Annotated in this window: 14 protein-coding genes; 7 read left to right on the top strand and 7 right to left on the bottom strand. The window is 70.1% G+C overall.

The window, feature by feature from the left end:
- The 3 genes from B8W67_RS08640 to B8W67_RS08630 all read right to left on the bottom strand — a co-directional run.
- Nucleotides 1-675: PPE family protein (locus B8W67_RS08640; RefSeq protein WP_133056083.1), on the bottom strand; the 675-nt coding region annotated here is incomplete at its 3' end.
- A gap of 10 nt (nt 676-685) precedes the next feature.
- Nucleotides 686-985: a PE domain-containing protein gene (locus B8W67_RS08635; RefSeq protein WP_069390712.1), complete on the bottom strand. Its 300-nt coding sequence runs from the start codon at nt 983-985 to the stop codon at nt 686-688.
- Between the two features lie 121 nt (nt 986-1106).
- Nucleotides 1107-1913, bottom strand: a complete 807-nt coding sequence (locus tag B8W67_RS08630; protein ID WP_085303444.1) for a hypothetical protein — start codon at nt 1911-1913, stop codon at nt 1107-1109.
- A gap of 71 nt (nt 1914-1984) precedes the next feature.
- On the opposite strand from B8W67_RS08630, the gene B8W67_RS08625 reads away from it, so the two are divergent.
- Nucleotides 1985-2524, top strand: a complete 540-nt coding sequence (locus B8W67_RS08625) for a hypothetical protein (RefSeq protein WP_234806704.1) — start codon at nt 1985-1987, stop codon at nt 2522-2524.
- On the opposite strand, the gene B8W67_RS08620 is transcribed toward B8W67_RS08625, so the two are convergent.
- Nucleotides 2521-3423, bottom strand: coding sequence for an oxygenase MpaB family protein (locus B8W67_RS08620; RefSeq protein ID WP_085303440.1), 903 nt, complete (start codon nt 3421-3423; stop codon nt 2521-2523). The genes B8W67_RS08625 and B8W67_RS08620 overlap by 4 nt on opposite strands.
- Before the next feature lie 86 nt (nt 3424-3509).
- Between B8W67_RS08620 and B8W67_RS08615 the strand changes: the two genes are divergently transcribed.
- The gene (locus B8W67_RS08615) at nt 3510-4154 is read left to right on the top strand and encodes a TetR/AcrR family transcriptional regulator (RefSeq protein ID WP_084228462.1); all 645 of its coding nucleotides are present in this window, start codon (nt 3510-3512) and stop codon (nt 4152-4154) included.
- Nucleotides 4155-4187: 33 nt separating this feature from the next.
- Here B8W67_RS08615 and B8W67_RS08610 read toward each other — a convergent pair whose 3' ends face one another.
- Both B8W67_RS08610 and B8W67_RS08605 read right to left on the bottom strand, forming a co-directional pair.
- Nucleotides 4188-4658 carry a hypothetical protein gene (locus B8W67_RS08610; protein WP_133056082.1) on the bottom strand — a complete coding sequence of 157 codons (471 nt, stop codon included), beginning with the start codon at nt 4656-4658 and terminating at the stop codon, nt 4188-4190.
- Complete coding sequence (locus B8W67_RS08605) at nt 4655-5230, bottom strand: VOC family protein (RefSeq protein ID WP_069390718.1); 576 nt, start codon at nt 5228-5230, stop codon at nt 4655-4657. Before B8W67_RS08605 ends, B8W67_RS08610 begins: the two co-directional genes overlap by 4 nt.
- Before the next feature lie 107 nt (nt 5231-5337).
- Here B8W67_RS08605 and B8W67_RS08600 point away from each other — a divergent pair, with 107 nt between their 5' ends.
- The 5 genes from B8W67_RS08600 (at nt 5338) to B8W67_RS08580 (ending at nt 11070) form a co-directional block, all read left to right on the top strand.
- Nucleotides 5338-5994, top strand: coding sequence for a TetR/AcrR family transcriptional regulator (locus tag B8W67_RS08600; protein ID WP_069390719.1), 657 nt, complete (start codon nt 5338-5340; stop codon nt 5992-5994).
- Nucleotides 5991-7124 (top strand): alpha/beta hydrolase, encoded by a 1134-nt coding sequence (locus B8W67_RS08595; RefSeq protein WP_174254745.1) that lies wholly within the window; start codon nt 5991-5993, stop codon nt 7122-7124. Before B8W67_RS08600 ends, B8W67_RS08595 begins: the two co-directional genes overlap by 4 nt.
- Nucleotides 7115-8104, top strand: coding sequence for a 2-hydroxyacid dehydrogenase (locus B8W67_RS08590; RefSeq protein WP_069390720.1), 990 nt, complete (start codon nt 7115-7117; stop codon nt 8102-8104). The genes B8W67_RS08595 and B8W67_RS08590 overlap by 10 nt, the downstream gene beginning before the upstream one ends.
- 107 nt (nt 8105-8211) lie before the next feature.
- Nucleotides 8212-10413, top strand: a complete 2202-nt coding sequence (locus B8W67_RS08585; protein ID WP_069390721.1) for an acyl-CoA dehydrogenase family protein — start codon at nt 8212-8214, stop codon at nt 10411-10413.
- 147 nt (nt 10414-10560) lie between these two features.
- Nucleotides 10561-11070, top strand: coding sequence for a DinB family protein (locus B8W67_RS08580; protein ID WP_085303436.1), 510 nt, complete (start codon nt 10561-10563; stop codon nt 11068-11070).
- Nucleotides 11071-11184: 114 nt separating this feature from the next.
- On the opposite strand, the gene fadD2 is transcribed toward B8W67_RS08580, so the two are convergent.
- Nucleotides 11185-12855 (bottom strand): long-chain-fatty-acid--CoA ligase FadD2, encoded by a 1671-nt coding sequence (fadD2, locus tag B8W67_RS08575; protein WP_069390723.1) that lies wholly within the window; start codon nt 12853-12855, stop codon nt 11185-11187.
- Nucleotides 12856-12864: the final 9 nt, after the last annotated feature.

Below are 12864 nucleotides of genomic sequence, written 5' to 3'. Positions count from 1 at the left end.
ACCTCCCCCGCCGCCGTTGCCGCCACCGCTGCCGCTGCCGGCCCCGGCACCCGAGCCCTGGCCGGCACCCGAGCCGGCCCCCGAGCCCTGACCGGATCCGGCTCCCTGACCGGATCCGGCGGCAGCCGCGCGGGCGAGCCCGGCGGGGCTGACGGTGCCGCCGCTGGTGTGGCCGAGGGCTTTCGCGCTCTCGGTGGTGGCCTGATAGCCCTGCATCGTGGTCGCCGCCTGCACCCACATCCGGGCGTAGTCGGCTTCGTTCACCGCGATCGGGATCGTGTTGATCCCGAAGAAGTTCGTTGCCAGCAACGCCGCGTGCACGGTGTGGTTGGCGGCCAGCTCGGCCAGCGTCGGCATGGCCGCCAGGGCCGAGACGTAAGCGCCGGCGATGATCTCGTGCCGGGCGGCGGAGCGCGCACTGAGATCGCCGGCCAGTCGCAACCAGTCGAGGTACGGCAGGTGCGCGCTCGCATAGGTCTCAGCGGTCTCTCCCGACCAGACGGCCTGCGCGCCACTGAGTGCGGTGGCCAGTTCGGCGGCCGCCGCCTCGTATCCCACGCTGAGCTGCGTCCACGCACCGGCGGCCGCGAGCAGCGGCCCCGGACCGGGCCCGCTGCTCAACAATGCCGAATGAACCTCCGGCGGCGACGCCAGCCAGATCAGAGGTACCACCATCGCGACGCGCCTAACGGGGGTAGGTGGCTGCAGCGAGCAAGTCACCACCGGCGTAGTCCGCGCCCGCTTCGGCGGCCCCGACGCCGGCCCGGCCCAACACCCCGGCCGCATAGGAGCCGACGGCGGCGTGTTGGACGCCCTGAACGCTGAGGTCGGTCGCAGCCTGGACCGACACCGGGTCACCGGCCGGTGGGGCCACGACCGAGATCGCCGGTGCGGTGGCGGCGTGCAGTGCCGCCAATTGTGCGGCGATGGCCTCCACCGCTGCGCTCGTGCCGGCCAACCCCTCGGGCGAAACCCACAGTGTCATCGCCGCACCCCTTTCCCGTCGGCCGCACCGCATCCGGCGGGATGCAACGGCCGCGTTCTCGTTGTGGTTCCCATGGTCACGCCGATTCCTCACCTTCCATCGGTGCCCTTTTCGGTGCCCGTCAATATGTCTTCACCACCGACCGGGCTGCGGTGCGCCACCGTCGTCGCCCCCGGTGATCGACCGTCGGTTTCTCCAGCAGCAGGACCGCCTGATTGTTGAGCAGTACCGGTCGGACCCAGTCGCCCAACTCGATCGGCTCGCCGGCGGTGGGGCTGCTGTGGGAGTTGTCGCGCGCGACGTCGATGGGCGTCAGGGACCGCACGGTGGCGATGTCGGCCTGCGCGGGCAACGTTTCCAGTCCGGGCAGGTCGAGGAAGAACCCGTCGCCGCCGCTCAGATGCAATCCGACGGCGGCCAGCGCCCCCAGCACGCCGTCCTCGGTGCCCCCGTGCCCGGACAGGTGCACGCCGACTTCCTCCGCGAGGCGGCGGGCCGCCGCCGTTGCCAGCACCTCCTGCTGGGCGCGCCGGCCGAACTCGGTGAGCGCGGCGGCTTCGGCTCCGAGCCGCCCCGGTACGGCAACCACCAGACCGGGGTCGGCGTCCGGCGGACAGACGTTTTCCAAAAACTCTGCGGCCGCGTCGATTACGGCGCCCAGCACCGCCTCCGGGTCGCCACCGGGGCTGCGCCAGGCGAGGCACGCGCTGGAATTGTGCGAGGTGTACGGGATGCGGTCGTCAACGAGCAACTGGTGGCGGGTCGCGCCGGCCGGTGTGCCCAGACCGGCCTTCGCCAACACCTGCAACAGTTGCCGGGCTCGTCGACCGGTTCCCGGGCTGACCAAGTCGTCGGTGTCATCGATCCCGATCAGCACATCGACACCGGATAACGCCCCGACCGATAACGCCCCGACCGCAGCAGCCACCTTCGCAGCTTAAGGAACGCATGTGCGGATAATCAATCGGCAATAATCCGCATACACGGTATTCTGTGCCGATGGTTGCGTCGATGGTTGCGGCATTCCCCACCCTGTCGACACGATCGGGGCCGGCCTGGGCGCGCTGGGCGATCCGCGAGATCGCCGTCCCGGTCGTGGCGGGCGCACTGATCGCCGCCACCGCCGACGTGCGACTCCCGATCGGGTTGCCCGGGCATCGAGGCCTGATCTGGCTGACACTGCTGGTCGTGGTCGCCGCCACCAGTCGGGTGCGGGCCACGGTGATCGCGGTGGGCGTGACCGCCACGATCGGCGGACTCGTCGCGCACGGCGCGTCGTGGGAGGGCGGCCGGTACGTCGTGGCGGCCAGCGCGCTTGCGCTGCTCGCGGGTACCACGGCGGTGCGTCGTCGGCCCTGGCTGTTGGCGGTGGCGGCCGCGCCGATCCATCTGGTCGCGGTGGCCGTGCCGCTGGGCCTCGCCGGTGCGGCCGGACTCACCGCGAAGATCGTCGGCCACCTGATCTTCGGCCTGGCCGCCGGTGCGCTCGGGGTGTCGGCGGCCGTGGCCGTGACTCACCCCCGGTTTGACCCGCGTTAGACCAGCGGGCGGCCCGTGCGCATCCGCCAGCGCATGTCCCACATCAAGGCGTTGAACGGGAACCGGCGCACCGGCGGCGGGGTGAGGCGGTTGACGACCCGCAGCAGCGCGATCAGCGCGTCGAACTGTTTCTGCTTCGCCGGCGACCACGACAGGTGCATCTCGTCACGGAACCGCTGCGGCAAGAAACCGGTGGTGATGAACAGCATCGGCTCCTCGACGAGCTTGTGGAACGGCCCCGGAAGCGTCACACCGCGCATGCGCACCGCGGCGATGCGATACAGATAGTCGCGCACGGTGTCATCGATGTGGATGTTGGTCTCCAGCTGCTCCTGCCAGTATTTGTCGAAGGCGGCCCGGTCGGCCGGCCACATCTCGGGACGCACCTGCAGGGCCGTGCCGAAGATCCTGGCCTCCTGGTAGGCGCGCTCGGCTTCGTCGTCGTCCATCTCGCCGTAGAACATGCGATACAGATCCACCGAGCCCTTGTAGAGGCAGGCGGCAACCCACAGCTGCAGTTCCGGATCGAAGGCGTTGTATTTGACCGGGCTCTGCGATGTCGACCGCACCTGCCGGTGCGCGGTGTCGATGGCCTTCTTGAACGCCGTCTTCTCCGCGTCGGTGCCCAGGGCGACCACCGCCAGATAACCGATGGTGGTGCGCGCCCGCTTGAACGGATGCAGGTCGGCACGCCCGCCGTCGACGGTGCTCTCCACCACGCCGTAGCCCACCCCGGGCCGGGCGAGCTGCATGATCACGTTGGCCGAGCCGGCCATCAGCGACAGCCCGAACAGCCCGTCGGTCATGTCCGGATTCGGGTTGGGCGGGGCCTGCGGCCGGGTCGGATCGGGGCCGTCCCCGACCGGACGTTCCACCACCGCGCTCTGAGTACCCGACATCGGACTCACCGCCCATCAAATTGTGAGAACCACTGTTTCCAGAATACTCGTACCGAGCGGCCGCCGAGTCAAGAGATGATGGGGCGGTGTCGCCTCCCGAGTCCTCCCCGGCGCGCCCGTACCGCGGGGTGCAGGCCGCCGACCGGGTCGCGGCGCGCCGGAGCCAGCTGCTGGCCGCCGGGCTGGACCTGCTCGGTGCCGAGCCCGCGGAGTTGGGTGAGCTCACCGTGCGCCGGGTCTGCGCGCGCGCCCAGGTCGCCGCTCGCTACTTCTACGAGAGCTTCACCGACAAAGACGAGTTCGTCGGGACCGTGTTCGACCAGGTGATCGGGGATCTGGCGACGACGACCCAGGCCGCGGTGGACGCCGCGGACCGCGAGGAGCAGACCCGGGCCGGCATCGACAACGTGGTGCGCACCATCGCCGGGGACGCGCGGATCGGTCGGCTGCTGTTCGGCGCCCACCTGGCCAACGCGGTCGTGGTGCGCAAACGAGTGGAGTCCGGTGCACTGCTGGCCCTGCTCTCCGGCCAGCACGCGGTGGCGGTGCTCGGCATGCCGGAGAACGACCACATCCGCGCCGCTGCGCATTTCGTCGTCGGCGGGGTCGCGCAGACCATCAGCGCCTGGCTCAACGGGACGGTGCGACTCTCCCCCGGCGAGCTGGTCGACTACCTGACCGCGCTTCTCAACGAACTCGGCAGCCCCAAGCTCTACCGCGGGGCGCCTTAGGACCCGCAGGACCCGCAGTCGTTGCCGGGCGCCCTACCGCCAGGCGGCGGGGTCGCACCACCGCCGCGTCGGCGGGATGAGCACCAGAACCAGCAGGATCGCCAGGAACGGCACCGGCAGGGTGGCCAGATTGACCGGGTCGGAGAGCCCGGTGGCGTCGACGTTGATCCCCTGCCAGACGAGCGCGAGGGCCAGTCCCGCCGCGCCGGCGGCGACGAGGATGCGCCGGCCGGTGTCGCGACCGCGGCCCAGCAACGTCCCGCCGCGGATCAGCGCCACCGCCAGCGCCGCCTGCACGACGGTGCCGACCACGAGCAGCACCAGCGGCCCCAGCGATTCCGGGGCATCAGGCCCGCCCCAGGGGCGGCGCCAGCCGTCGAGCAGTGTCGACCAGACCAGCACGGCGCCGAGCACCACCGTGGAAAACCCGTACCAGACCGCCCCGGCGAAACCGAGCAAACTGGCCGCCCCGGCGATCACGCCATCGACGGGTCGGACGTTCACGCCACCGAGGGGGTCTGCCGGTCGGCGGCGGTCTTGGGGACCACCTGGGTGTCAACGTCACTGAACTCCTTGGTCCAGCAGGCGAATTCGATCGTGATCCCGTCGGGATCCAGGAAGTAGAACGACCGCACGTACACCCCCGGGTGCACGTGCGGACTGACCTGTGTCGCCGAGTCGTCGTGGTTGAGGACCGGCCCGACCCGAATTCCTTTGGCCTTGAGCTTCTCCCGATACTCGTCGAACTTGTCCGGCGGCACATGCAGCGCCAGATGGTTCATCGTGCTGACGGCGCTGACGATCTCCCCGATGCCCGGGATCGCCTCCGGCGAGGAGATGCCCGGAACCCGGTCGGGGGCCTCGGTGAACCAGAAGAACGCCACACAGTCGCCGTTGCCGGCGTCGAAGAAGAAATGCTGTCCCATGCCGTTGGGGAGATCCAACGCCTTGACCAGCGGCATCCCCAAGGTGTTGCTGTAGAAGTCGACGGTGCGCGCCATGTCCGAGCAGACCAGCGCGACGTGGCTGATGCCGCTGAAGGCGAACTCGTGGTTGATGTTGGACGGCTTGATCATCGCCGGACCCCCTGGTCAGCCTGGCATTACAGTGAATCTGAATCTAACATCAGGTTCAGGTTGTTACCAGGGCTTCGCCCACACGGGGCCGACAGGAGGTACCGAGCTTGGCCACCGATCAGGCCGTCGACCCGGTTGCGTCGCTGCCCACCGAGCGGGGTCGACAGACCCGGGCGGCGATCGACGCGGCCGCCCGCACCCTCATCGCCCGCCAGGGCGTGCTGGCGACCACGATCGCCGACATCGCCGCCGCGTCGGGCCGGTCGGCGGCGTCGTTCTACAACTACTACGACTCCAAAGAGGACATGCTGCGCCAATGGGCGGAGCGGTTCCGCGACGAGGCCGCGGGCCGGGCAGCCCCCATCAACCGCTCCGGGCTGTCCAACTGGGACCGGGCCCACCACGCCGCCGCGGCGCATTGGCACACCTACCGCCACCGCACCGCCGAGATGATCGGTATCTGGCAGTTGGCGATGGTCAACGAGGACTTCGCGGACTACTGGGCCGAGATCTGTGCCATCCCGATCGCCTACTTCACCGAGACGGTGCGCCGCGCCCAACGCGACGGCTACTGCCGCGGCGACGATCCGCGCTTGCTGGCCGAGGCCCTGGTCGCGATGTTCAACCAGTTCTGTTTCATCCAACTCGGGGGTCCCCGAGGGAGCAACGGCCCCGGCGGCGGCCCCGATGACGAGGCCTGCATCGCCACGTTGGCCCACATCGTCTACCGGGCCATCTACTGCCCCGAAGGAGCCCGACCGTGACCGCCACCGGCTGCACCCCCGGCGTGGTGCGCGAGTTCATCGGCCTGCCGTCGAGCACGGCGCGGCGCGCCGGAGCCGGTGGGCACCCCTGTCAGGGGCTCTACTACCGCCCGGTCGGGACCAAACCGACGGTGGCGATGATCGCCACCCACTACCAAATCGACTTCTCCGAGCACTACCTCGCCGACTACATGGCCACCCGCGGCATCGGCTTCCTCGGTTGGAACACCCGCTTCCGCGGGTTCGAGAGCAGCTTTCTGCTCGACCACGCGCTCGTCGACATCGGCACCGGCGTGCGCTGGCTGCGCGAGACCGCCGGGGTGAACACGGTGGTGCTGCTGGGCAATTCCGGTGGCGGATCGCTGATGGCCGCCTACCAATCGCAAGCGGTCGAGCCGAACGTCACCCCGCTGGCCGGGATGCGCCCGGCCACCGGGGTCGAGGACCTGCCGGCAGCCGACGGCTATGTGGCCACCGCCGCGCACCCGGGCCGCCCCGAGGTGCTCACCGCCTGGATGGACGGCGCCGTCGTCGACGAGAACGACCCGGTCGCCACCGACGCCGAACTGGACCTGTTCAACGGTCGCCACGGACCGCCCTACCCCGCGGAGTTCGTCGCCCGCTACCGGGCCGCGCAGACGGCGCGCAACCACGCGATCACCGACTGGGTCGAAGCGGAGTGGAAACGGGTGCGCGCCGCCGGGTTCTCCGATCGGCCGTTCACGGTGATGCGCACCTGGGCCGATCCCCGCATGGTCGACCCGACGCTGGAGCCGACCAGCCGCACCCCCAACATGTGTTACGCGGGCGTGCCCGCCAAGGCCAACCGCTCCACCTACGGCATCGCCGCGGCCTGCACCCTGCGCAACTGGCTGAGCATGTGGAGCCTGCGGCACGCCCAGACCCGTGCCGAGCCCCACCTGGCGCGCATCGACGTGCCGGCGCTGGTGATCAACGCCCACGCCGACACCGGGGTGTTCCCGTCCGACGCGCGGCGCATCGTCGACGCGCTGGCCAGCGCCGACACCACCTTCCACTCGATCGACACCGACCATTACTTCACCACCCCGGGGGCGCGCAGCGAACAGGCCGACATCGTCGCGAAATGGATCGCTCAGCGATGGCCCTGAGGGTGCTGGCGCACCTGGAGCCCGGAGCGAAGGTGCGCGAGATCGTCGCCGCCGAGGCGCACTGGCTCGACGTGCGGTTCTGCGCCGAAGACGACGACGCGACGTTCTATCGCGAGCTGCCGCACGCCGAGGTTCTCTGGCATGTGCTGCGTCCGGTCTCGGCCACCGACCTGGCGGCCGGCCAACGGCTGAGGCTGGTACAAAAACTCGGCTCCGGGGTCAACACGATCGCGGTGGCCGACGCCACCGACCGCGGCATCGCGGTGGCCAACATGCCCGGGGCCAACGCCGCCTCGGTGGCCGAGGGGGCCGTGCTGCTGATGCTGGCGGCGCTGCGCCGTCTGCCGGCGCTGGATCGCGCCACCCGCGCCGGGCGGGGCTGGCCCACCGACCCGAGCCTGGGAGAAACCGTGCGCGACATCGGCGGCTGCACCGTCGGGCTCGTCGGCTACGGCAACGTCGCCAAACAGGTGGCGGCCATCGTCGCCGCGATGGGCGCCACGGTGCTGCACACCTCCACCGGTGACGACCGGCATCCCGGCTGGCGGCCGCTGCCGACGCTGCTCGCCGCCAGCGACATCGTCTCGCTGCACGTGCCACTGACCGACGCGACCCACCATCTGCTGGACCGCGAGGCGCTGGCGCTGCTGCGTCCGGAGGCGGTGCTGGTCAACACCGCCCGCGGCCCGATCATCGACGAAGGTGCGCTCATCGAGGCGTTGCGCAGCGGCCGGTTGGCCGCGGCCGGACTCGACGTGTTCGCCACCGAGCCGGTCGGCGCGGACAACCCGCTGTTGGCGTTGGAGAACGTGGTGCTCACCCCGCACGTCACCTGGTACACCGCCGACACCATGCGGCGCTATCTGGCAACCGCGATCGACAACTGCCGTCGGCTGGCCGACGGGCGCGCGCTGGCCCACGTGGTGAACGGGGTCGGCGGGTCCGGCTCGCCACCCACCGGCGATTACCCTACGAAATAGTACGGAGAGCACCCCGGCGTCTCGCCAACCGACCGACCAGTTAGTAGATTGGGTCCGACCGACCCCCCCGACCCCTCACCCCGCCCCCACCCGAAGGAGAGCCCACCATGCCGATCGCGATCACCACCGAGCATCACGACCTCGCCGATTCGGTGCGCTCCTTCGTGGCTCGGGTGGCGCCCTCGGACGTGCTGCACGCCGCGCTGGAGACACCGCTGGAGAACCCGCCTCCGTACTGGAAGGCCGCCGCCGAACAGGGGCTGCAGGGGCTGCACCTGCCGGAGTCCGCCGGGGGACAAGGGTTCGGCGCCCTGGAGTTGACCGTCGTGCTCGCCGAGTTCGGCTACGGGGCGGTGCCGGGGCCGTTCGTGCCGTCGGCGATCGCCAGCGCGTTGCTCGCCGCCCACGACCCCGAGGCGCCGGCGCTGAGCGACCTGGCGTCGGGGGCCACCATCGCCGCCTACTCGCTGGAATCGTCGCTGACCGCGACCCGCTCCGGGGACACCCTGGTGATCCGCGGGGAGGCCCGGTCGGTGCCCGCGGCGGCGCAGGCGTCGCTGCTGGTGTTGCCGGTCGCGATCGACAGCGGCGAGGAGTGGGTGGCGCTGCCCGCCGACCAGCTGGAGATCGAACCGGTGCCCAGCGTGGATCCGCTGCGCCCGATCGCCCACGTGCGGGCCAACGCCGTGGAGGTCGGCGCCGACGCCGCGCTGACGAACCTCAGCAGCGCCCGCGCCCACGCCCTGATCACCACCCTGCTGGCCGCCGAGGCCGTCGGGGTGGCCCGGTGGGCCACCGACACCGCCGCGGCGTACGCCAAGATCCGTGAGCAGTTCGGCCGGCCGATCGGGCAGTTCCAGGCCATCAAGCACAAGTGCGCGGAGATGATCGCCGACACCGAACGCGCGACCGCCGCGGTCTGGGATGCCGCCCGTGCCCTCGACGAGGCCGGCGCGGCCGGCGACGGGGGCTGGGAGAGCGCCCACGTCGAGTTCGCCGCCGCGGTGGCGGCCACTCTGGCCCCGGCGGCCGCGCAGCGCTGCGCCCAGGACTGCATCCAGGTGCACGGCGGGATCGGCTTCACCTGGGAGCACGACACCAACGTCTACTACCGGCGCACCCTGCTGCTGGCCGCGTCGTTCGGTCGGCGGGCCGGTTACCCGCAGCAGGTGGTCGACACCGCCACCGCTACCGGCATGCGGCCCGTCGACATCGACCTGGACCCCGACACCGAGGAACTGCGCAGCGAGATCCGCGCCGAGGTGGCCGCCCTCAAAGCGATCCCGCGCGACGAGCGCACCGCCGCGATCGCCGAGGGCGGCTGGGTGCAGCCGCACCTGCCCACGCCGTGGGGCCGCGACGCCACCCCGATCGAGCAGATCATCATCGCCCAGGAGTTCGCCACCGGCCAGGTCAAGCGTCCCCAGATGGGCATCGCCGCCTGGCTGATCCCCTCGATCGTCGCCTACGGCACCGACGCCCAAAAGCAGCAGTTCCTCCCCCCGACGTTCCGCGGCGAGATGATCTGGTGCCAGCTGTTCTCCGAGCCGGGCGCGGGCTCGGACCTGGCCAGCCTCACCACCAAGGCCACCAAGGTCGACGGCGGCTGGCGGGTCACCGGCCAGAAGATCTGGACGTCGGCCGCGCAGTTCTCCGCCTGGGGTGCGCTGCTGGCCCGCACCGACCCCAACGCGCCGAAGCACAGCGGGATCACCTACTTCCTGCTGGACATGAAAAGCGAGGGCGTGACGGTCTCCCCACTGCGCGAGCTGACCGGCGGGGCGATGTTCAACACCGTGTTCATCGACGACGTGTTCATCCCCGACGACATGGTGCTCGGCGAGGTCGACCGCGGCTGGGAGGTCAGCCGCAACACCCTCACCAACGAGCGCGTGTCGATCGGCAGCACCGAGCTGCCGTTCCTGGCGAGCCTGGAGCAGTTCGTCGACTTCGTCGGCGAGGGCCAATTCGACGCGGTCGCCCAGCACCGAGCCGGCCAGCTGATCGCCGAGGGGCATGCCGCGAAGCTGCTCAACCTGCGGTCCACGCTGTTGACCATCGCCGGTGGCGACGCGATGCCCTCGGCGGCGGTGTCGAAACTGCTGTCGATGCGCACCGGTCAGGGCTACGCGGAGTTCGGGGTGGCTTCCTTCGGCGTCGACGCCGCGATCGGCGACGCCGAGCAAGCGCCCGGCAAGTGGACCGACTACCTGTTGTTCAGCCGCGCCACCACGATCTACGGCGGCACCTCGGAGGTGCAGCTCAACATCATCGCCGAGCGGCTGCTGGGGCTGCCCCGCGATCCGTAACCACCGGGTCGCTGCTGAAAACGACGTCCCAGTGGACATCTCAGTCGAGCCGAGCGCGCCGCGGGCCAGTTCCACCACCGACGCGCCCACCGCACCGCCGGGGCCGACTACAACACCGGGCCTTTTCGCCCTAGGTAGATTCGTGCCATGACCGACCCGCCTGCGGTACCCGCCGCCGATGCCGCCGATTCCGATGAACGCCAGACACTCGAATCGTTTCTCGATAACTACCGAAACATCGTGGTGCGCAAGACGATCGGACTCTCCGACGCGGACGCCCGCCGTCACCTGGTGGCCTCGGCGACCACGGTCTCCGGTCTGATCAAGCATCTGCGGTGGGCCGAGTTCGGCTGGTTCGATCAACTGCTCACCGGAAGCTCCGACGACAATCGCCGCCCCCACGACCGGCAGTGGGAGTTCGAGGTCACCGCCGGCGAGGCGCTGCCGACCCTGGTCGATGAATACCAGCGCCAGTGCGAACACTCCCGGCGGATCGCCGCCGACTACTCGCTGGATCACCGGGTGGCCCACCGGCGGCTCGGTCCGGTCTCACTGCGCTGGATCTACGTGCACATGATCGAGGAGACCGCCCGGCACTGCGGACAGATCGACATTCTGCGCGAACAACTCGACGGCGCCACCGGGTTCTACGGCTGACCGCGTACAGCGTGTGCGGATCAGTACGGCTCGCACCGCGTGTCGCGGACGAATCTGCACACGGCCGCGGGCGGGGGCGGTGCCAGGCGCGGCCGACCAGTCCGGTGCGGGCGTTTACAGCTCGCGCAGTTCGCGTTTGAGGATCTTGCCGGTCGGGTTGCGCGGCAACTCCTCGAGGAAGACGACCTCACGCGGCACCTTGTAGCGGGCCAGGTGCTCCTTGACGTAGAGCTTGATCGCGTCCTCGTCGACCGTGGAGCCCTCCTTGCGCACGACGAAGGCCCGCAACCGGGCTCCCCACTCCTTGTCGTCGACGCCGAGGGCGGTCGCCTCGACGACCTCGGGGTGTCCGCTGAGCAGATCCTCCACCTCGGCGGGGAACACGTTCTCCCCGCCGGAGACGATCATCTCGTCGTCACGGCCGGAGACAAACAGCAGGCCGTGCTCGTCGATGTGCCCGACATCGCCGGACGACATCAACCCGTCGATGATCTGCTTGCCGCCACCGCCGGTGTACCCACCGAACGGGAACGCGTTGCCGACGAAGATGCGCCCGGTCTGCCCCTGCGGCAGTTCGTTGCCGTTCTCGTCGAGGATGCGCACCCGCACCCCCTTGACGATCGGCCCGACCGTGGCCGGGTTGATCTTCAGGTCCTGCGGACGGGCGATCGAGGCGAACGCCACCTCGGTGGAGCCGTACATGTTGTAGATGACCGGCCCGAGGTCCTCCATCGCCCGGGTGGCCAATTCCGCACCGAGCTGCGAGCCGGAGACGAACACGATCCGCAGCGCCGACAGTTCCGGGCGCGAATCCATCTTCTCCAGGTGATCAAGGATCCGGGAGAGCATCACCGGCACGACCACCATCGCGGTCACCTTGTGCTTCTCCAGATCCTCGAGGACGGTGGCCGGTTTGAAACGGCGCCGCAGCACCAGCGTCGAGCCCATGAACATCGCCAGGGTGCCGTGCAGGTAGCCCAGCGCGTGGAACATCGGCGACGGCAGCGAGGTCACCTCACCGGCCTTGAACGGCACATGCGAGAGGATCCCGCCGATCGGCTGCAGGGTCGGCGGGGTGCCCCGGTTGGCGCCCTTCGGGGTGCCGGTGGTGCCCGAGGTCAAGATGATGATCGAGGCGTGCTTGGTCACCTTCGGCGGCGGGGCGATGCTGCTGTGGCTGATCAACTCCGCCAGGGTCTGGTCGGTGCTGCCCGACGGCTCGTCGGTGTCGGGATTGGTGCCCAGCGCCCGCAGCTTGCCCAGCGGCGGGTCGGACTGGGCGACCGCGGCGGTGTACTCGTCGTCGTAGATGATGACCTTGGCGCCTTCACGCTCGGAGACGTCCTTGATCTGCGGGCCGGAGAACTCGCTGTTGAGCATGATCAGCCGGGCGCCGACGCGGGCCGCACCGTAGTTGGCGACCAGAAACCAGCGGTGGTTGCGGCACAGGATCGCCACCCCGTCGCCGCCGCGGACCCCCATCGCCAGCAACGCGTTGGCCAAGGCGTTGGCCGCGTCGTCGAGCTCCTTGAACGTCATCGTGCCGTCGTCGTCGATGACGGCGGTCTTGTGCGGGGTGCGGCGCGCGTTGAGCGCGGGGATCATTCCCAGCTCGCCCCAGCGCACGGCATCGGCGACCGCGGCGGCCAGGATCTGCGGCGACTCCAGTTTCACCGCACCGGAGCCGATGATTTTGCGCAGGTAGTGCAGCTCGGTGGTGCCCCTGTCGGCAAGCACCTGCAGCTTGGAGACAACCTGGCCGGGCAGATCCATGAGATTCGGCATGACCTCACC

Origin of the sequence: Mycolicibacillus koreensis (assembly GCF_002104795.1) — a bacterium.
GTDB classification, from domain to species: Bacteria; Actinomycetota; Actinomycetes; order Mycobacteriales; family Mycobacteriaceae; genus Mycobacterium; species Mycobacterium koreense.
Note: the sequence above shows the minus strand (reverse complement) of the source record. Positions and strands in the feature narration are given on the sequence as shown.